This window comes from Elioraea thermophila (ex Habib et al. 2022) (genome assembly GCF_003336755.1).
GTDB lineage: Bacteria > Pseudomonadota > Alphaproteobacteria > Acetobacterales > Acetobacteraceae > Elioraea > Elioraea thermophila.
The window spans coordinates 206133-224679 of the sequence record NZ_QMDI01000002.1; the positions used below are offsets into that span (position 1 = coordinate 206133).

The 18547-nt window shown below is 72.3% G+C and carries 17 protein-coding genes and 1 tRNA gene; 14 read left to right on the forward strand and 4 right to left on the reverse strand.

Features of this window, described 5'->3' with window-relative positions; genetic code table 11:
- The first annotated feature begins 36 nt into the window (after window positions 1-36).
- The 3 genes from glpD (at window position 37) to DWB05_RS02800 (ending at window position 4207) form a co-directional block, all read left to right on the forward strand.
- Window positions 37-1581, forward strand: a complete 1545-nt coding sequence (gene glpD, locus DWB05_RS02790) for a glycerol-3-phosphate dehydrogenase (protein ID WP_114374818.1) — start codon at window positions 37-39, stop codon at window positions 1579-1581.
- Entirely contained in the window at window positions 1578-3074 is a 1497-nt protein-coding gene (gene glpK, locus DWB05_RS02795; RefSeq protein ID WP_114374820.1) for a glycerol kinase GlpK, read from the forward strand. Before glpD ends, glpK begins: the two co-directional genes overlap by 4 nt.
- A gap of 74 nt (window positions 3075-3148) precedes the next feature.
- Window positions 3149-4207: a glycosyltransferase family 2 protein gene (locus tag DWB05_RS02800; protein WP_269815551.1), complete on the forward strand. Its 1059-nt coding sequence runs from the start codon at window positions 3149-3151 to the stop codon at window positions 4205-4207.
- On the opposite strand, the gene DWB05_RS02805 is transcribed toward DWB05_RS02800, so the two are convergent.
- Window positions 4145-5695 carry a DUF6311 domain-containing protein gene (locus DWB05_RS02805; RefSeq protein WP_114374825.1) on the reverse strand — a complete coding sequence of 517 codons (1551 nt, stop codon included), beginning with the start codon at window positions 5693-5695 and terminating at the stop codon, window positions 4145-4147. The genes DWB05_RS02800 and DWB05_RS02805 overlap by 63 nt on opposite strands.
- A gap of 146 nt (window positions 5696-5841) precedes the next feature.
- Here DWB05_RS02805 and DWB05_RS02810 point away from each other — a divergent pair, with 146 nt between their 5' ends.
- From DWB05_RS02810 to DWB05_RS02835, 6 genes are all read left to right on the forward strand, one after another.
- Window positions 5842-6600, forward strand: coding sequence for a sugar transferase (locus tag DWB05_RS02810; protein WP_114374827.1), 759 nt, complete (start codon window positions 5842-5844; stop codon window positions 6598-6600).
- A 61-nt stretch (window positions 6601-6661) separates the two neighbouring features.
- The gene (locus DWB05_RS02815; RefSeq protein ID WP_114374829.1) at window positions 6662-8182 is read left to right on the forward strand and encodes a flippase; all 1521 of its coding nucleotides are present in this window, start codon (window positions 6662-6664) and stop codon (window positions 8180-8182) included.
- Entirely contained in the window at window positions 8179-9246 is a 1068-nt protein-coding gene (locus DWB05_RS02820; RefSeq protein ID WP_114374831.1) for a glycosyltransferase family 4 protein, read from the forward strand. Before DWB05_RS02815 ends, DWB05_RS02820 begins: the two co-directional genes overlap by 4 nt.
- A complete protein-coding gene (locus tag DWB05_RS02825) occupies window positions 9243-10370 on the forward strand; it encodes a glycosyltransferase (protein ID WP_232818365.1) in 1128 nt (375 codons plus the stop codon). The genes DWB05_RS02820 and DWB05_RS02825 overlap by 4 nt, the downstream gene beginning before the upstream one ends.
- On the forward strand, window positions 10363-11208 hold the full coding sequence (locus DWB05_RS02830; RefSeq protein ID WP_114374833.1) for a glycosyltransferase family 2 protein: 846 nt from the start codon (window positions 10363-10365) through the stop codon (window positions 11206-11208). The genes DWB05_RS02825 and DWB05_RS02830 overlap by 8 nt, the downstream gene beginning before the upstream one ends.
- A 2-nt stretch (window positions 11209-11210) precedes the next feature.
- Entirely contained in the window at window positions 11211-12080 is an 870-nt protein-coding gene (locus DWB05_RS02835; protein ID WP_114374835.1) for a glycosyltransferase family 2 protein, read from the forward strand.
- 3 nt (window positions 12081-12083) lie between these two features.
- On the opposite strand, the gene DWB05_RS02840 is transcribed toward DWB05_RS02835, so the two are convergent.
- The 3 genes from DWB05_RS02840 to DWB05_RS14575 are packed head-to-tail and all read right to left on the reverse strand — an operon-like array spanning window position 12084 to window position 16042.
- The gene (locus DWB05_RS02840; protein ID WP_114374837.1) at window positions 12084-12881 is read right to left on the reverse strand and encodes a YdcF family protein; all 798 of its coding nucleotides are present in this window, start codon (window positions 12879-12881) and stop codon (window positions 12084-12086) included.
- A 9-nt stretch (window positions 12882-12890) separates the two neighbouring features.
- The gene (locus DWB05_RS14570; protein WP_157967048.1) at window positions 12891-14393 is read right to left on the reverse strand and encodes a glycosyltransferase family 39 protein; all 1503 of its coding nucleotides are present in this window, start codon (window positions 14391-14393) and stop codon (window positions 12891-12893) included.
- Window positions 14390-16042, reverse strand: coding sequence for a DUF6311 domain-containing protein (locus DWB05_RS14575; RefSeq protein ID WP_157967049.1), 1653 nt, complete (start codon window positions 16040-16042; stop codon window positions 14390-14392). The genes DWB05_RS14570 and DWB05_RS14575 overlap by 4 nt, the downstream gene beginning before the upstream one ends.
- 122 nt (window positions 16043-16164) lie before the next feature.
- On the opposite strand from DWB05_RS14575, the gene infA reads away from it, so the two are divergent.
- From infA to DWB05_RS02870, 5 genes are all read left to right on the forward strand, one after another.
- Entirely contained in the window at window positions 16165-16383 is a 219-nt protein-coding gene (gene infA / locus DWB05_RS02850) for a translation initiation factor IF-1 (RefSeq protein WP_114374839.1), read from the forward strand.
- Window positions 16380-17003, forward strand: coding sequence for a Maf family protein (locus DWB05_RS02855; protein ID WP_114374841.1), 624 nt, complete (start codon window positions 16380-16382; stop codon window positions 17001-17003). Before infA ends, DWB05_RS02855 begins: the two co-directional genes overlap by 4 nt.
- On the forward strand, window positions 16979-18196 hold the full coding sequence (locus DWB05_RS02860) for a ribonuclease E/G (protein ID WP_114374843.1): 1218 nt from the start codon (window positions 16979-16981) through the stop codon (window positions 18194-18196). Before DWB05_RS02855 ends, DWB05_RS02860 begins: the two co-directional genes overlap by 25 nt.
- Window positions 18189-18413, forward strand: coding sequence for a DNA gyrase inhibitor YacG (locus DWB05_RS02865; RefSeq protein WP_114374845.1), 225 nt, complete (start codon window positions 18189-18191; stop codon window positions 18411-18413). The genes DWB05_RS02860 and DWB05_RS02865 overlap by 8 nt, the downstream gene beginning before the upstream one ends.
- Window positions 18404-18479: transfer RNA gene (locus DWB05_RS02870), tRNA-Phe, on the forward strand. The genes DWB05_RS02865 and DWB05_RS02870 overlap by 10 nt, the downstream gene beginning before the upstream one ends.
- Window positions 18480-18547 lie beyond the last annotated feature (68 nt).

Here is an 18547-nt window from a genome sequence, read left to right on the forward strand (position 1 = left end):
TTGCGCGTAGGCCCGAGCGGGCCCTAAACACAGCTCGTGCCAAGCGCCCCTCACGATGCAGACCTCCCCCCCGTCGATCTCGCGATCATCGGCGGCGGCATCAACGGCGCCGGCATCGCGCGCGACGCCGCCGGCCGCGGCTGGCGCGTGGCGCTGATCGAGCAGGGCGACCTCGCCCAGGCCACCTCCTCGACGTCCACCAAGCTCATCCACGGCGGGCTGCGCTATCTCGAGCACCACGCCTTCCGCCTCGTGCGCGAAGCGCTCGCCGAACGCGAGGTGGTGTGGGGAATCGCGCCGCACATCGTCCGGCCGCTGACCTTCATCCTGCCGCATGATCGGAACCATCGCCCCGCCTGGCTGCTCCGGCTGGGACTCTTCCTTTACGACCACCTGGGCGGGCGGCGGCGCCTGCCCGCGACACGGGTGCTGGATCTGCGCACCGCGCCGGAGGGCGCGCCGCTGCGCCAGGGGCTTCGGCGCGGTTTCGCCTACGCCGATTGCTGGGTCGACGACGCCCGCCTTGTCGTGCTCAACGCGCGCGACGCCGCCGATCGCGGGGCGAGGATCCTCACCCGCACCCGCCTCCTTGCCGCCGAACGGAGCGAGGGACTGTGGCGGCTCACGCTCGAGGACACGGAAACCGCTGCCCGCCGCGGCCTCGCCGCCCGCGCCCTGGTCAATGCAGCCGGGCCCTGGGTCGCGCACGTGCTGGAGCGGGTGATCGGCACCAAGAGCCCAGCCCCGGTGCGGCTGGTGCGCGGCAGCCACATCGTCGTGCCACGCCTGTTCGCGCACGCCTCGGCCTACATCCTGCAGAACGATGACCGGCGGATCGTCTTCGCCATCCCGTACGAGGAGGGCTTCACCCTCATCGGCACCACCGATGTCGATCACACCGGCGATCCAGCCGCGGTGCACGCGACGGCGGAGGAGGTCGCCTATCTCTGCCGCGCCGTCTCCGCCTGGTTCCGCCGCCCGGTCTCGCCCGACGACGTCGTCTGGTCCTACGCCGGGGTGCGCCCCCTCTACGACGACGGTGCCTCCGCCGCGCAGGAAGCGACCCGGGATTACGTGCTCGCCCTCGATGCGCCGGTGGGGGCCCCAGCCCTCCTGTCCATCTTCGGCGGCAAGATCACCACGTATCGGCGCCTCGCCGAGGCCGCGCTTGCCAAGCTCGCGCCGCATCTGCCCGCCGTGCGCGGTCTTGCTTCGGGCTGGACCGGGCGCACGCCTCTCCCGGGCGGGGATTTCCCGATCGACGGCATCGATGCCCTGATCGGCGACCTGCGCGCCCGCTTCCCCTTCCTCGATTCGCGCAGGACCCGTCGCCTCGCGCGGTCCTACGGCACCCTCGCGGCGCGTGTGCTCGGCGACGCCCGCACGCCCCAGGAGCTCGGGCGCGACCTCGGGGCGGGGCTCACGGAGGCGGAACTCCTCTGGCTCGTCCGCCACGAATGGGCGCGCACGGTCGAGGATGTGCTCTGGCGCCGCACCAAGCTGGGCCTTCGCCTGGATTCGGCCGGGCGCGAGGCTGTCGCTCGCGCCCTCGACGGCCTTCGGGCGGAGGCCGCGGCGTGAGCGGCTTCGTCCTCGCCATCGACCAGGGCACCACCTCGACACGAGCACTCGTGTTCGATGCCGACCGGCGTCTGATCGCCTCCGCCCAGGAGGAGTTCCCGCAGCACTACCCCGCTCCCGGCTGGGTCGAGCACGACCCGGAGGACCTCTGGCGCACCACCCTCGCCACGGCCCGCACCGCCCTGGCGCGTGCGGGGCTTGCCGCCTCCGCCATCGCCGCCATCGGGCTCACCAACCAGCGCGAAACGACCCTGCTCTGGGACCGCGCCAGCGGCCGCCCCATCCATCGCGCCATCGTCTGGCAGGACCGCCGCACGGCGGAGGCCTGCGCGCGGCTTCGCGCCGAAGGCCACGAATCTTTCGTCACCGCCCGCACGGGGCTCCTGCTCGACCCCTATTTCTCGGCGACCAAGATCGCCTGGCTTCTCGACCGGGTGGAGGGTGCACGCGAGGCCGCCGAGGCGGGACGGCTCGCCTTCGGCACCGTCGACAGCTGGCTGCTCTGGCGCCTTACCGGCGGCCGAATCCACGCCACCGACGCCACCAACGCCTCGCGCACGCTGCTCCTCGACCTCACCACCTTGCGCTGGGACGAGGATCTCTGCCGCCTGTTCCGCATCCCGCCCGCGATCCTGCCCGAACTCCGCGACTGCGCCGACGACTACGGCACCACCGAGCCTCGGCTGTTCGGCGCCGCCATCCCGATCCGCGGCGTGGCGGGCGACCAGCAGGCGGCGCTGATCGGCCAGGCCTGTTTCGCCCCCGGCATGGTGAAGGCGACCTACGGCACCGGCGCCTTCGCCTTGCTCAACACCGGCGCCGCCCCCGTCTCCTCACGCAACCGCATGCTCACCACCCTCGGCTACCGTTTCGCCGGCCGCACGGCCTACGCCCTGGAGGGCGCGGTGTTCGTCGCCGGTGCCGCCGTGCAGTGGCTGCGCGACGGGCTCGGCCTGATCGCCACCGCCGCGGAGACCGACCGCCTCGCCGCCGAGGCCGACCCCGACCAGCCCGTCGTCCTGGTCCCGGCCTTCACCGGGCTCGGCGCGCCGTGGTGGGACGCCGAGGCCCGTGGCGCCCTGTTCGGGCTGACGCGCGGCACCACACGGCGCGAACTCGCCCGTGCCGTGCTCGATTCGATCGCGTTCCAGACCTGCGACCTGCTGGCCGCCATGCGGGAGGACTGGGGTGGGGATTGCCCCTCGCTCCTTCGGGTGGACGGGGGGCTCGCCGTCTCCGACTGGACGATGCAGCGCATCGCCGACCTCACCGGCACGCCGGTCGATCGGCCGGCCATGCGGGAGACGACCGCTCTCGGCGCGGCCTGGCTCGCCGGCTTCGCCGCGGGCCTTTACCCCTCGCCCGAGGAGACGGCGCGCGCCTGGGCCGCCGAACGCCGGTTCGTCCCCGAACTCGACGAGAGGGCGCGGGCCGCCGTCCTTGAGCGCTGGCGCGAGGCCGTGCGCCGCACGCTCTCCGCCCCGCCGGGCTGAGCGACCCACCCTTGCCGCCGTCCCGCCACGGAGGCGCCGCGACGGCGTGCTTCGCCCGCGCTACCATGCCGGTCGTGACCCACCTTCCCCTCCCCCTCGCCGGGCGCGGTTCGGAGGCCGCCGCCGGGCCGCCGCCCGCCCTCTCCGTCGTCGTGCCCGCCTACAACGAGGAGGAGGTGCTGCCCGAATTCCACCGTCGCCTCGCCGCGGTGATGGACGGGCTCGGCCTGCCGTGGGAGGTGGTCTACGTCAACGACGGCTCGCGCGACGGCACGCTCGCCGTCATGCTGTCCTTGCGCGAGCGCGATCCGCACGTCTCGGTGGTCAACCTCTCGCGCAACTTCGGCAAGGAGATCGCGCTCACCGCCGGGCTCGACCACGCGCGTGGGTCGGAGGCGGTGATCGTCATCGACGCCGACCTGCAGGATCCGCCCGAACTGATCCCGGAGCTCGTGCGCACCTGGCGCGAGGGCTACGACGTCGTCTACGCGCAGCGCCGGGCGCGCGCGGGCGAGACCTGGCTGAAGCGGGCCACCGCCGCCGCCTTCTACCGGGTGATGGAACGGCTCGGCGGGCGCGTGAAACTCCCCCGCGACACGGGCGACTTCCGGCTGATGAGCCGGCGCGCCACCGACGCGCTGCTCACCTTGCGCGAACAGCACCGCTTCATGAAGGGGCTGTTCGCCTGGATCGGTTTCCCGTCCAAGGCCGTGCTGTATCATCGCGCGCCGCGTGCGGCCGGCACCACCAAGTGGAACTACTGGAAGCTCTGGAACCTCTCGCTCGAGGGCATCACCAGCTTCACCGTCGCCCCCCTCAAGGTCGCGACCTATCTCGGCCTGCTCTGTGCAACGGGCGCCCTCGCCTACGGCACCTTCATGGTCGTGCGCACCCTGCTGTTCGGCAACCCCGTCCCCGGCTACCCGAGCCTGATCACGGTCGTGCTGTTCCTGGGTGGCGTGCAGCTCGTCACCCTCGGCATCATCGGCGAGTATCTCGGGCGGGTGTTCAACGAGACGAAGGGCCGCCCGCTCTACATCGTCGAGCGGCATCTGCCGAGCCGCGCCCCTTCAGCCGCCGCGGCAGACGAGCAGCGCGCCGACCTCCCGGCAACCCCGCGCGCCGCCGAGTAGGGCCCGCGCCTCGGGCAGGATCAGGCGAAGCTCGCCCGGCACGGGGGGCACGGCGGCGGTCTCGGCATCGCGGCACAGGGGGGGCTCCGGCCAGCGCGCGAGCTGCATCGTGTTCGTCGGCTTCACGAATTCCGACACGAGCAGCAACAGCTCCTGCACGCGCTCGCGCGTCGCGTGGCCCTCGGGCGGGATGCAGGGCCAGGAGGGCAGGATCGTCACCCGTTCCGCGTCCGCGATGAGGGGGCGAAGCACGTCGGCCTCCACCGTCCACGGCGCGCGTCGAGACGCCCAGTCCGCCAGTGCCGCCCGGTTGGGCGCGGCATCGATGACCTGGATGAGCCCGAAGAGGAGGACGAGAACGGGGCCGGATCGGAACGTCCGCGCGACGAGGGCGAACGACCCGATCAGCAGCCCGTAGAGGACGGGCCAGAAGAAGCGGCCCGAGGCACGGAACTGCTCGAGGAAGCCGGGCGGCGGCCCAAGGTCGAGCACGACGTGCTCGCCCAGGCCGACCCGGTGCGTGATGGCAAGGGCCGTCAAGCCGAGGAGTACGACGGCGAGGCCGGCGTGGCGGCGAACAACCACAAGCACGGCGGCGAGCCGCCCGACCAGCACCAGGGCGAGCGCCGCGATCAGCCCCAACCCGAGCCACGCATAGCCCTCCCAGCCGCCGAAGCCGGTGGCGTCGATCTCGCGGGTGATGCCAGGGAAGAAGAACGACCGCGCCGGCCAGACGGGGGAAAGAAGATTGAGCGCGTAGTTGCCGTAGCCTCCTTCCCCGGTCGCGCCGAGATAGCCGAGGAGGGCAAGCGCAAGCCCGACGGCACCCGCCGCCACCGCCGCCCCGACCGCGGCGGCAAGCCAGCGTCGGTCGGGCCGCAGCAACAAGGTCAGAGGTGCGGCACCCAGCACCGCCAACACCATCGCCGCAAGGTAAGGGTGCACGAGCAGCGCCGCGACGGCGAGGACGACGGCCCAGGTCCACACCGATACGCTTGGCCGACGCACGGCGGACAGCGACAGTCCCAAGGCCAGCAGGAGCAGGAAATGACCCATGAGCGCGGCATGGCCGTGCCGCGCGAGCCAAGCCGGCATGGAGAGCGCGGCAAGAGCCAGACCGAGAGCGGGCAGCAGCCTCGATTCGCCGGCGCAACGCAGCGCGAACACCGCGGCGAGCGGTTGCAGCACCATCACCACCGCATGCCAAAGCCCGATGCCGTGGAACCCCGGCGGCCAGAGGGAGCGGAAACCCTTGAGCAGCAGCGCGAACAGGGGAATGCCGTCAGCAAGCGCGATGTTCGTGCCCCCCTCACCGAGCCGGCGCGCCACCAACGGCGGCCAGCCCCAGGGCTCGGCCAGGAAGGAGCGCTGGGCGATGATGTGCTGGGCGATGTCGCCGAGGCTTCGCCAATCGGGATGAGCGGGCGGCAGGACGAAATCGCGCGGCAGCAGCCAGGCGGCCGCGAGCACGCCGAGGAGCGCTGCCACACCGTAGGCAAGCGCGCCGCTTCCGACTACGCGTGCCGTCTCAACACGCCACAATCCCGCCAAAGCTCCGTCCTCGTCTCGACGAAGGTCTCTCCGAAGATCCCGACCGTGCCGGCCGATGCGCCGGTGCGAAAGGGGTCCAACGAATGCTCTCCGCCGAAATTCGCCAGGTGCTGCCGGTCGAGCAGCCGGCCGTCGCCGTCGAGCCCGCCGGTTTGCCGCTCACGCAAACCGCCGCCCACACCCTCCCCCTCCCCGCCAACGATCTCGCCGCCACGCGCCGCCCCGGGCCGATCGCGCGGGCGGTGAAGCGGGCGATCGACATCGCGGGTGCTGCCGCCCTGCTCGTCGTCTTCGCCCCCGTCATGCTGATCATCGCGCTCCTGGTCGCGCGCGACGGCGGCCCCGTCCTCTACGGCCATACCCGGGTCGGGCGCGGCGGCGTGCCGTTCCGCTGCCTGAAGTTCCGCAGCATGGTGGTGGACGCCGATGCCCGGCTCGCCGCCTTGCTGGAGCGCGACCCGCTCGCCCGCGCCGAATGGGAGGCCACCCGCAAGCTGCGACGCGATCCCCGCGTGACCGCGATCGGGCGCTTTCTGCGCGCGACCTCGCTCGACGAACTGCCCCAGCTCTTCAACGTGCTCGCCGGCGACATGAGCCTCGTCGGGCCCCGCCCGGTGCAGCAGTCGGAGCTCGCCCAGTTCTACGGCACGGCCGCCGCGCACTACCGCGCCGTTCGGCCGGGGCTGACGGGCCCGTGGCAGATCAGCGGCCGCAGCGACACCACCTACGCCGAGCGCGTCGCCTTCGATGTCGCCTATGTCGAGCGCTTTTCGCTGCTGACCGACCTCGCCATCCTCCTGCGCACGCCGTTCGCCGTGCTCGCCCGCAAGGGCGCCTACTGACGCCGTTCCGTAGCCGGAGCGGTGCTGCGGCACCGCTCCGGATGCGCTACCCCTCCCTCCCATGCGAGACCGCCCCCTCGGCGCCGCCGGCCCGGGTGACCCGACCGCGACCCGCCGCATCCTCGGCGGCGCGTTCTGGAACCTGCTCGGCCGCGGTCTGCCGCTGCTGGTGGCGCTCGCTCTCACCCCCCCACTCGTATCCGCCCTCGGCATCGAGCGGTGGGGCCTGTTCACCCTGGCGCTCGGCTTGGTCGGCGTGTTCGGCGTGTTCGACCTCGGGGTTGGGGCGGCGCTCACCCGCACCATCGCCGACCGGCTCGGGCGCGGCGAGCGTGAGGGCGAGGACGCGCTGATCGCGTCCGCCCTGCTCCTGCTGGTCGGGCTGAGTGCCGGCGTTGCCGCCGCCCTGTGGGCCGCCGTGCCGTGGCTGATGGGTCGGGCGCTCACCGTTCCGCCTGCCCTGCAGGCGGAAGCGATCGCAGGCTTCCGGGTGCTCGTGGCCGCCGCCCCGCTCGTCGTGGTCAACGCGGCACTATGGGGCGTGCTCGCCGCGCACGGCCGGTTTCGCGCCGCCAATCTCGCCACCATGCCGGTGGCGGTGCTGTATTATCTGGGGCCGCTCCTGGTTCTCCTCGTCTGGGACTCGCTCGCCGGCGTGATGCTCGCCCTGGTCGCCGCGCGGCTGCTCAACACGCTGAGCTACGCTTGGCTGACGCGCGACCTCGTGCCGCTCTCCGCCTTTCGCCGCATTCGACCGGGCGCCGTCGTTCCGCTGCTGCGGCTCGGCGGCTGGCTCAGCCTCTCTGGCGTCCTCACCCAGGCGAGCCTCTACCTCGACCGTTTCCTGATCGGCGCCTTCCTCTCGCTCGCGGCGGTCGCCTTCTACGCCACCCCGCTCGATCTCGCGATGCGGCTGTGGATCCTGCCCGTCGCCGTCGCCCAAGCCTTGATGCCGGCCCTCGCCTCCACCTTCCGAGCGCGGCCGGAGGAGACGGCGCGGCTGACGCGGCGGGGGGTGCTGCTGATCGCCGCCCTCGTCCTGCCCGGTGCGATCCTGCTCTCGGGCGGGGCGGAAACGCTGCTTCGGCTCTGGCTCGGCCCCGCCTTCGCCGAAGGCGGGGCGGGCGTGCTCCGCACCCTGGCGGTGGGGATCCTGTTCTCCTGCGCTTCCTTCGCGCCCGGAAGCCTGCTCGAGGCGATCGGGCGGCCAGACGTCACCGCGCGGCTGCAGCTCGCAGTCGCCGTCGTTTCGATCCCGCTCCTGCTTGTGCTGCTCCGTCTCGGCGGCATCGAGGGCGCCGCTCTCGCTTGGGCCCTGCGCTGTGCCGGCGAGTGGGCCGGACGCACCCTGCTCGCAGCACGGCTCTACCCCGCAGCTGCGGCGGCGCTCCATCGTTCGGCGGTGCCGGTCGCTGCGGCAGGGCTCGTGCTGGCGGTTGCTCCGGTGCTCTCCCCTACCGGCCAGGCCGTCCTGATCGCCCTCGCCGCCGCTCTCTTCGTCGGTTTCGCCCTGCGGGCGCTTGAGCCGGACGAGCGCGCCGCCCTGCGCCGCCCCATCCACCTGCTGCGCACTGCACGATGAGGCTCGTCATCAACGGGCGCTTCCTCGCCCAGGCCGTCACGGGCGTGCAACGGGTCGCGCGCGAACTGATCACCGCCGCCGAGGCCCTCGCCGCGGAAGGACGCTGGCCAGCGTCCCGCCTTGTCGCGCCACCCGGCACCCCGCACCCGTCGTTGCAGGCGATCGCGGTCGAAACCGTGGGCCCGCTGTCCGGTCAGGCTTGGGAACAGATCGTGCTGCCGCGCGCCGCGCGCCAAGCATGGCTGCTCAATCTCGGCAACACCGCACCGCTTGCCGTTGGTGCGCGGCAGACGGTGCTGATCCACGACGCCGGCGCCTTCGACACGCCCGAGTCCTACAGCCTCGCCTTCCGCGCCTGGTATCGACTGCTGCAGCGGGCGCTTGCGCGGTTCGGCGCGCGCATCGTCACCGTCTCGCGGTTCTCGCGCGGCCGCATCGCCGCCGCCTTGCGGCTCGACCCCGCGACCATCACCGTCATCCCCGAGGGAGCGGAGCACATCCTGCGCGAGGCGGCGGACTGTTCGGTACTGGAACGGAACGGCCTTTTGCCTTCCCGCTACGTGCTCGCCGTCGGCACTGGGGCGGCGCACAAGAACCTCTCCCTGCTCGCCGCCGCGCGCGGCTTCCTCGCCGAGCGCGGCCTGGCGCTCGCCGTGGCCGGACGGGCCGATCCGGCGGTGTTCCGGCCCGCGGGCGCGCTCGAGGGCGCGGTGTCGGTCGGGCGCGTGACAGACGGTGAATTGCGCGCCCTCTACGAGAACGCGGCCGCGCTGCTGTTTCCATCCCGGTATGAGGGTTTCGGCCTGCCGCCGCTCGAGGCGATGGCCTGCGGCTGCCCGGTGATCGCCGGCAACGCCGGGGCGGTGCCCGAGGTGGTCGGCGAGGACGCGCTGTTGTTTCCGCCCGAGGACGCGCGCGCCCTGATCGGCGCACTCCATCGCGTCCTCGAGGATGCCGACCTCGCGCACCGCTTGCGCGAAGATGGAAGGCGGCGTGCGGCGCGCTTCACCTGGCGTGCCGCCGCCGAAGCCTTGCGCGACGCCCTGCCGGAGGAGGTGCGGTGAAGGTCGCCATCGTGCACGAGTGGCTCGACACCTATGCGGGCTCCGAGCGGGTGCTCGAGCAGATGCTCGCGGTGTTCCCGGAGGCCGACCTCTACGCGCTGTGCGACTTCCTCCCCGAGAGCGAGCGCGGCTTTCTGGGCGGCCGCACGCCCCGCACCACCTTCATCCAGCGCCTCCCTTTCGCGCGGCGACGCTTTCGCAACTATCTCGGCCTGATGCCGCTTGCCATCGAAAGCCTCGACCTCGCAGGCTACGACCTCGTCCTCTCCTCCTCCCATGCCGTTGCCAAGGGGGCGATCACGGGCCCCGGCACGGTGCACATCGCCTACGTGCACTCCCCCATGCGCTATGCGTGGGACCTGCAGGCGCAATACTTGCGCGAATCAGGGCTCGAGCGCGGCATCAAGGGCGCCTATGTGCGCTGGCTCCTGCATCGGCTCAGGCTGTGGGACCAGGCGAGTGCGGCACGGCCCGACGCGATTCTCGCCAACTCGAGCTACGTCGCGGAACGGATCCGCAAGGCCTGGCGGCGCGAGGCGGAGGTGCTGCATCCGCCGGTCGATACGGAGGCGTTTTCCGTCGGCACCGAACCGCGCACGCACTATCTCGTCGCCTCGCGGCTCGCGCCCTACAAACGGGTCGATCTCGTCGTCGCCGCGTTTCGGCATATGCCCGGCCGCCGACTCGTCGTGGTGGGTGACGGGCCACAAAGGGCGCAGGTGCATGCGGCGGCGGCAGGCGCGCCGAACATCGACCTCCGCGGTCACGTGCCGCGCAGCGAGCTCGTGCGTCTGATGCGCACGGCGCGCGCCTTCGTCTTCGCCGCCGAGGAGGATTTCGGCATCGCGCTCGTCGAAGCGCAAGCCTGCGGCACGCCGCTGATCGCCTTCGGCCGCGGTGGTGCGCGCGACATCGTGCGCACACCGGAGACGGGAGCCGAGCCGACCGGGATCCTGTTCGCCGAACAGTCGGTGGAGGCGATCGTCGCCGCGGTGGAGCGATTCGAAGCCGAGGCTTCCCGCTTCACGCCGCACGCGTGCCGCGCCAACGCCGAGCGTTTCTCCATCGCGCGCTTCCGGCAAGGCCTGCGCGACGCCGTCGCCCGCCACCTTGCTCATGCCTGAGCCGCGCTTCTCCCTCATCGTCGCCACGCTCGGCCGCGACATCGAGCTCGGCCACCTGCTGGAGAGCGTGCTCACGCAAGGGCGCGAGGATGTCGAGGTGATCGTGGTCGACCAGAACGCCGACGATCGTCTCGTGCCCGTGCTCGTGCCGTTTCGCGAACGGCTTCCCTTGCTCCATCTCCGCACCCCGCGTCCGCACGCCAATGCCGCGCGCAACCTCGGCCTTGCGCGGGCACGTGGCGACCTCGTCGCCTTCCCCGACGACGACTGCCTCCTCCCCCCCGGCGTGCTCGATCGCGTCGATCGCGCCTTCCGCGACGACCCGACCCTCCCCGTGCTCACCGGCCCTGCAGCATCGCCCTCCGGCGGCTTGGGGTCCGGTCGCTGGCGCCGCGAGGGGGGCGCGATCGATCTGCGCACCGTCTGGACCAGCGTGATCGAGTTCAACCTGTGGTTCAGGCGCGATGTCGCGCAGGCCTTGGGCGGGTTCGACGAACGCCTCGGCCCCGGCACGCGTTTCGGATCAGCCGAGGGCAACGACCTGGTGGCGCGCGCGATCCGCTCCGGACACCGTGCCGTCTACGACCCGGCGCTTCACGTCATCCACCCGGACAAGCGACGGACGGAGATCGCGGCTGCGCGCGCTCGCGTCTACGGCGCCGGGCTCGGCGTCGTGCTGCGTCGCCACGCGCCTCTGTCGTCGATCCTGACCTTCCTCGTCCGCCCGGCCGGCGGCCTGCTGCGCGCGCTGTTTCGGGGCGATGCGCTCGAGGCGCGCTACTTCGCGGCCACGTTGCGGGGGCGGATCGAAGGTCTGCTCGCGCGGGAGGGGGGCTGACCATGCGGCTCGCCATCGGCATCGCCACCCGCGGCCGGCCGGCGATCCTGGCCGAGACGATCGCGGAACTCGCGCGCCAGACGCGGAGGGCCGACGAGCTCCTCATCTGCCATGTCGGGCCGGAGGATGTGGGGGAGTTGCCGCAGCGCCGGCCCGACATCCGTTTTCTGCGCACGAGCCCGGGCCTGCCGCGGCAGCGCAATGCGATCCTGGAGGCGACGGAGGCCGACATCCTTCTCTTCCTCGACGACGATTTCTTTCCCGCTCCCGCCTACTTCGCCGTGCTGGAGCGCGTGTTTTCCGCCCACCCCGACTGCGTCGTCGCCACCGGCACCGTGATCGCGGACGGCGCGAAGGGCCCAGGCATCACGCCAGAGGAGGCGCGCGCCATCCTCGCCGCCGACCGCCCGCCCGACGATCCCCTTGCCGTCGCCCTCCACTTCAACGGCTACGGCTGCAACATGGCGGTGCGGATGGAGGTGGTGCGGCGAACGGGAATCCGGGTCGACGAGCGCCTCCCTCTCTACGCCTGGTACGAGGACATCGACTTCACGCGCGCCTTGGGCCGATACGGCACCATCCTCAGGCTGGCCGGGGCGCGCGGCGTGCATCTCGGCGTGAAGCAGGCGCGCACGCCGGGGCTGCGGCTCGGCTACAGCCAGGTGGTCAACCCCATCTATCTTGCGCGCAAGGGCACGTTTCCCTGGCGCCACGCCATCCCGTCCGCCGCCCGCCACCTCGCCATCAATGCCGCGCGGTCCCTCTTTCCCGAACCGCATGTCGACCGCTTCGGGCGCTTGCGGGGCAATCTCCTCGCTCTGCTCGACCTTGCGCGCGGGCGGGTGGAACCCGAGCGCGCGCTGGCCCTCTGAGCCTCAGGGGGCCGGGAACAGGGCGTCGCTGCGGCCGAGGAGCCGGTAGGTGATGAGGCCGAGCCACTCCCGGATCCCCGCCTCGAGGAGCTGCAGGCGTTGCGGGAACGGATCGTCGTAGAGCGCGGCGAAACTCCGCCCCGTTCGGTAGTTCACCGGCCAAGCGACGATGTCCCAGCCCGCCTTGCGGAAGGCGCCGATGGCGCGCGGCATGTGGCTTGCCGAGGTGACGAGCAGCCAAGTCTCGCCGGGCTTCGGCCCGACGAGACGATGGGTGAACAGCGCGTTCTCCCAGGTGTTGCGCGACTCGTTCTCGAACAGGAGCCGCTCCTCCGGCACGCCGAGCGCGACGAACAGCATGCGCGCCACGTCGGCCTCGCTCAGCGCACCGTGCACGAGCGAGCCTTGCCCGCCGGTGAAGACGAGCCGTGCCTCGGGGTAGCGCCGCGCCAGGATGACGAGCTCGGTCATCCGCTCCGCCGCTCCGTTCAGGGCGGGGATGCCGCGCGCTTCGGTCAGGTTCTGTTCCACCGCACCGCCGAGCACGATCACGCCGTCGACGCGCGCGGGCGCAGCGGCGGGCCGAGGGAAGCGTTCCTCCAGCGGCATCACCACCAGCGGCGGCAGCGGGGTGGCAAGCACCACGACGTATATCCCTAGGCCGACGGCGATCGGCCAGCGCCCCCAACGCCGGTCCCGCCAGATCGCGATGAGGCCGATCAGCGCGAGCAGCAGGGCGAAGGTTCCGGGGCGCAGCGTGAACCAAAGGGTCTTGGAGAGGATGTGCAGAAGCGTGTCCACGCACCGCCCCTAGCGCGCCGATGCGCGAAGGCGCCAGATCTCGACCGGTCCGCGCTCCTCCGGCACTGCGGCGGCGCGCTCGTAGGCCTCGGCCAAGGCGGCCTCGATCGCCGCCAGCGCCTCGGCGCGGATCACATGCATCCAGCCGCGGTCGATGACGATCGCGGCCGGGCGGGAAGCGAGGATGCGCGCGAGCTCCTCGTCCGCATCGACCGGCAGCACCTCGGCGTAATGGCCCGTGAGCTGAGCGGGGAAGACGAAGCGGCTCGCCGGTTCCAGGCGCGCGAGGAACAGCACCGCGACGTGGTAGTTGGCCATGAGCACCGGCGCGCGTGGCGGGAGTTCGGCAGCGAGCACGCGCGCCACCTCGCGCACCGGGTCGGGGCGCCAAAGCCCCGCGCCGGAGCGGAGCCGATAGAGCGCCTCGTCCCGCAACGCGTAGCCCGCGACGACGGCGACGACCACTCCCCAGGCGACACCTGGCGCGCCGGCGCGAAGGGAGAGGACGACGCGCACTGCGCCGAGCCCGCCGAGCAGGGACAGGGGCGGCAGCGCGATCAGGAAGTAATGCAGGAAGTACATCCCCGGTGCGGCGATCGCGAGGGAGGCGATGCTGAGCCACACCCAGCCGAACAGCAGAATGGTCCCGTCCGCGCGACGCGGCGGGACGGTAGCGACCAGCGCGAGCCCGATCGCGGGAAGCAGGGTGACGAGCGGCGTGGTGATCGCCCAGAACCGCACCTCGGGCGGGATTGCATCCCCCTGATACCGCAGCGGAGCAAGGACGAGCGCATCCCAGAGCACCCCCGCCGCCCCCATCGCAGCGTAGCCGGCGAACAGGAGGGCGGTCGGCAGACCGCACGCGACAGCGTAGACAATGGCGCGCCCAACCAATCCACCACCGGTCAGCCGCCGCCTGACGAGCGCCGGCAGGACGGCGACGGCGAAGGCGAAACAGCCCTCGAAGACCACCACCTGCTTGATCAGCAGCGCGAAGCCGATGAGAAGACCCATGGCGGCGAGGGCAGCGAAACCGATCGCCCTTTCGCCCCCGTCTCCGGCCGCGCGCACCGCGATCAGCAGGGCGGCCGTGACAAAGGGCGCAAACAGGATCTCGGTGTTGGTCGCAAGCCCGCTCAGCAGCGAGGATTGTCCGGCGTAGAGGAGACCCGCCGCGAGGGCAGCCGCCCTCCCCGCCCCCAGCGCGCGTGCGATCGCGACGAGCAGGCTCGCCGTCGCCGCCACCGCGATCACCCCGAGCAGGCGCACGGCAAGCACGCTTTCGCCGAACACCGCGAAGGCGAGCATGAACAGGGCAGGCGCGCCGGGCGGATGCATGTCCCACACCGCGAGGAACGGCCAACCGCCTTCGCGCCAAGCGCGCGCCTGGAGCAGGTAGAGGCCCTCGTCGGTGTCGATCACCGCCGGCACGAACGCGAAGCCGCGGGCGGCGGCGGCCACCAGCAGCATCAGGAGCGGCACCGCGCCGGGAAGGTCGAGAAGCCGCCTCATCGCGAGGTGAACCAGCCGGGAGCAAGCACGTCGATGCCGTCGAAGCGGGCGAAGAGATCGCGCGCCGGATCGTGCGAGGCCCGTGCGAGCGCCATCGTGTCGGCATCGCGCAGCACGTAGAGCGTTGCGGGCTCGTATCGGCCGGAGCCGAGGCGCTCCGTCATCTCCGCGCGCAGCCGCTCGACGACACGCTGATCCACCCGGGCGAGATAGACCGCGTCGGTGGCGAGACCGTGCACGGCGGCGAGGCGGGCGAGCGACTCCCAATGGTCGCCGAAATTGCCGGCCGGCACCGCACGCAGGCGGCCGTAGCGGCGGGCCGCCTCCTCCCAGAACGGGTCGACCAGCCGGGGAGCCGGCTCGCGCGGCGCCGCCGCGACGAAGCCGCGCAGCCGCTCGAGCCCGACCGAGATGTCGGCGAACTGCAGCGGCACCGCGAGGAGGAGGATCGCAGCCGCGCCTCGCCCGCGCCATCGCGCCGCGACGGCGGCGATGGCGGCGAACAGGAGGGCATAGGCGAGCGGCCAGACGAAGCGTTCCGACGCCCGCAACAGGTCGGCAGCACGCTGGATGGCCTCCGGCAGCGGGACTTCGAACAGGACCTTCCCCGCGATCGCCGGGCGATTGCCGACGGCGAAGACGAGGAGGCCGAACAGGGCGAGCAGCAGGACGGCGTGGCGCGCGAGGGCGGTCCGCCAGCCGAGACGGCCCGACACGAGGGCCGCGAGCCCCGCTCCCAGCACCAGGAACGAGCCGAGGCCGAGATAGGAGCCGCCATATTCCCAGTGCCGCAAGGTGCGCAGTTCCGGCAGCAACCGCCCCCACTCCGCCGAATCGAACGGTGCTAGCAGATCGAGCGCGGTCATCCCGTAGCCCTCGCCGATCGGCGACGGGGCACCGCGGAGGACGAAGAAGCCTGCGGCCCAGAGCGCAGTCGCCGTCGACCCCGACACGACTGAGGCTTCGGCAGCCGTCCAACCCAGGCTGCGGTCGCGCCGCCAGCGGTCGATCAGGTCCGAAGCCCACAGGGCAGCGACCATCGCCAGCAGGTAGGACTGGATCAGGCCGGCGAGGCCGAGGAGCGCGGCCCAGCCCATGGCTTGCAGCCATCGTCGTGTCGGCGGGCGAAGCGCGAGGGCGAGCGCTGCGAGCAGCAGCCAGTGGGCGGCGAGCGCGAAGTGCCCGCCCATGCGGTTCAGCATCATCGGCTGGGCGGCGAACAGCGCCGCCCCGGCGCCGCGCGCGATCGCGTCGTTGGTCGCCCGACCCAACAGCCACCATGCCGCCGCCGCCTGCAGCGCCCCGCACCCGACGAGCCACGGCCCCCAGTACTGCTCGACCGATACGACGTCGCGCAGCGCCTTGAGGACGAAGGCAAGGAGCGGGATGACGTCGGCGTAGAAGATCGAGGAGCCGAGCTCGAGCCCCCAGTTCGGATTGAGGCCGGGGGGCGTCAGCCACGGCGTGGTTCGAAAGTAGCGCCAGGCGATCCAGTACGCGACCGGATCGGGGCCGAGGGGACCCGCCAGCATCCAGCCGATGTCATCGACGTCGAGGATGCGTGGGCCGTAGGCGATGAGGGGCAGGCCGCCACCGATCAGGACGGCAAGGCCCAGCGAGAGCGCCGACGCGGCGTGCCGGCGGCGCACGTCAGGGGCCGCAGGGCCGGCCGGGGAGAACGAACGCCTGCCTTGCCCGCCGCCGCGCTTGACCCTGCAGGGGGTGAGGATCATGTTCCGGGGCGGAACGGACAGATACGCGAAGAGGGCTGATGCCGAAGGAGGACATGATCGAGTTCGACGGAACGGTGACGGAGTTGCTGCCGAACGCCATGTTCCGCGTCAAGCTCGACAACGATCACGTCATTCTCGCCCACACCTCGGGAAAGATGCGCAAGAACCGGATCCGGGTGCTGGCCGGTGACCGGGTGAAGGTGGAGATGACGCCGTACGATCTGACCAAGGGGCGGATCACCTTCCGCTTCAAGTGAGCCCGGCCTCCCCTGCGCCGGGCGCCGGCCCCCTCGTCCTCGCCTCCGCCTCGCCGCGTCGCCTCGACCTGTTGCGCCAGATCGGGCTCGAGCCCGATGCGGTCGTGCCGGCCGAGATCGACGAGACGCCGCGGAAACGCGAACTCCCCCCGCAGCTCGCGCGACGGCTGGCGCGGGCGAAAGCGGCCGCCGTGGCACGGCTTTACCCGGACGCGTTCGTGCTGGGGGCGGATTGCGTGGTCGCCGTCGGCCGCCGCGTGCTGCCGAAGACCGAGAGCGAAGAGGAGGCGCGGCGCCATCTCACCCTGCTCTCCGGGCGCCGACACCGCGTGCACGCGGCGGTGGCCGTGCTGGCACCGGACGGGCGGCGGGCCGAGCGCCTCGTCACCAGCATCGTCGCCTTCAAGCGGCTGACGGAGGCTGAGATCGCCGGCTACCTCGCTTCGGGCGAATGGCGCGACAAGGCCGGCGCCTACGCCATCCAGGGGCGTGCTGCCGCCTTCGTGCGTTTCCTCTCCGGCTCCTACAGCGGTGTCGTCGGGCTTCCGCTCGCGGAGACCGCCGCCCTACTCGCCGGGCTCGGGCGGCCGCTGCCGTGGATCGCGCGCGCCGGCTGTTGATCGCCTCGCCGCCTGGCGAGCGTTGGCTGCTCGGCCTCGCCGGCGAACGCCTGGTGCGGGTCGAGATCGAGCGCCTGCGCGCGCCCGACCGCGTCGGCGAGGTGCACGCCGCGCGGGTGACGGCGATCGCGCGCGGCCTCGCCGGGGCGTTCGTCGCCCTCGGCGACGGCACGGAGGGTTTCCTGCCGGCCGAGGAGGCCGACCCGGCGCGACCGGAGGGCGGTCCGATCCGCCCCATCGAAACCTGCGTGCGGGAAGGCGAGCTCGTCGTCGTCCGCGTCGTACGGGCGGCGATGGGCGGCAAGGGGCTGCGCGTCAGCCGACGCGGCGTGGAGGGCGAGGTGCCGGCGGCGCCACCATCCGCCCCGGGCCTGATCGCCGCCGCGCCGGCGCGCGCCGTCTCACTCCTTGCCGAGGAGCCGGAGGTGACCGAGGTGCTGTGCGACGACGCCGCCCTCATCCCGGCCCTGCGCGCGGCGAGGCCCGATCTCGGTGCGCGCATCCGCTCGCATACGGGGCCGGCACCGTTGCTCGATGCCGCACTTGAAGACGAGGTGGAGGCGCTCACCGACCCGACGGTGGTCCTCGCTGACGGGCTCACCCTGCAGGTGACGATGGCGCCGGGGGCGACGGTGATCGACGTCGATCTCGCCGGCGGATCGGATCGTACGGCGGCGAGTCGCCGACGCGAGGCCGCCAACCGGCTCGCGATCGCCGAGGCCGCTCGGCAAATCGTGCTGCGGAACCTCGGCGGCGTGATCCTGCTCGACCCGGCCGGGCTCTCGTCGCGGCGGGGGGCGCGCGAGGCTTTGGCGCGGGCGATGGCGCAGGCGCTCGCCGGCGACCCTGTGGGCGCGCGGGTGCTCGGCGTGTCGCGAGCGGGCCTGGTCGAGATCGTGCGGCCGAGGGTCAGGCCGCCGCTCGCCGAAGTGCTGGGAGCGGTGGACATCGCGTTCCGACCCTCGGCGACGACGGTGGCGTTGCGCGCCTTGCGTGCGCTGTGGCGGGAAAGCTTGGCACGGCCTGCAGCGCGGCTTCGCCTCCGACTCGGACGGATGGTCGGTGAGGCCTTGGCGCAGGAACGCGAGGCGATCGCCGCGACGGAAGCGCGCACAGGGCGGGCCGTATGCTGGCGGGTCGATGCTGCCCTGGCGCCGCTCGCCTGGTCGGTCGAGGATGCGGGCGATGGCTGAACCGAGGAGGCCTCCCACCTGCCCGATCTGCGGCAAGCCGGCCGAACCGCGTTGGCGGCCGTTCTGCTCCCGCCGCTGCGCCGATGTCGATCTCGGCCGGTGGTTCGCCGGCGTCTATCGCGTGCCGACGGATGAGGCGCCCGAGGCGACGGAGGCGGAGTGGACAGAGGCGCCCGATCCGGCTACACGGTCGCCCTCGCGCCGTGGGCCCAGGTAGCTCAGTTGGTAGAGCACGTGACTGAAAATCACGGTGTCGGTGGTTCGATTCCGCCCCTGGGCACCATTTGCAATCAATGAGTTAGCGGAACTTATCCACAGGAACAAAGCGGGGTCAAAGTTGGAAGACGACAC

Coding starts and splice junctions, on each gene's coding strand:
- DWB05_RS02830 (WP_114374833.1), top strand. CDS start 10,363: ATGCCTGAGCCGCGCTTCTCCCTCATCGTCGCCACGCTCGGCCGCGAC.
- infA (WP_114374839.1), top strand. CDS start 16,165: ATGCCGAAGGAGGACATGATCGAGTTCGACGGAACGGTGACGGAGTTG.
- DWB05_RS02835 (WP_114374835.1), top strand. CDS start 11,211: ATGCGGCTCGCCATCGGCATCGCCACCCGCGGCCGGCCGGCGATCCTG.
- DWB05_RS02815 (WP_114374829.1), top strand. CDS start 6,662: ATGCGAGACCGCCCCCTCGGCGCCGCCGGCCCGGGTGACCCGACCGCG.
- DWB05_RS14570 (WP_157967048.1), bottom strand. CDS start 14,393: ATGAGGCGGCTTCTCGACCTTCCCGGCGCGGTGCCGCTCCTGATGCTG.
- DWB05_RS02865 (WP_114374845.1), top strand. CDS start 18,189: ATGGCTGAACCGAGGAGGCCTCCCACCTGCCCGATCTGCGGCAAGCCG.
- DWB05_RS02810 (WP_114374827.1), top strand. CDS start 5,842: ATGCTCTCCGCCGAAATTCGCCAGGTGCTGCCGGTCGAGCAGCCGGCC.
- DWB05_RS02820 (WP_114374831.1), top strand. CDS start 8,179: ATGAGGCTCGTCATCAACGGGCGCTTCCTCGCCCAGGCCGTCACGGGC.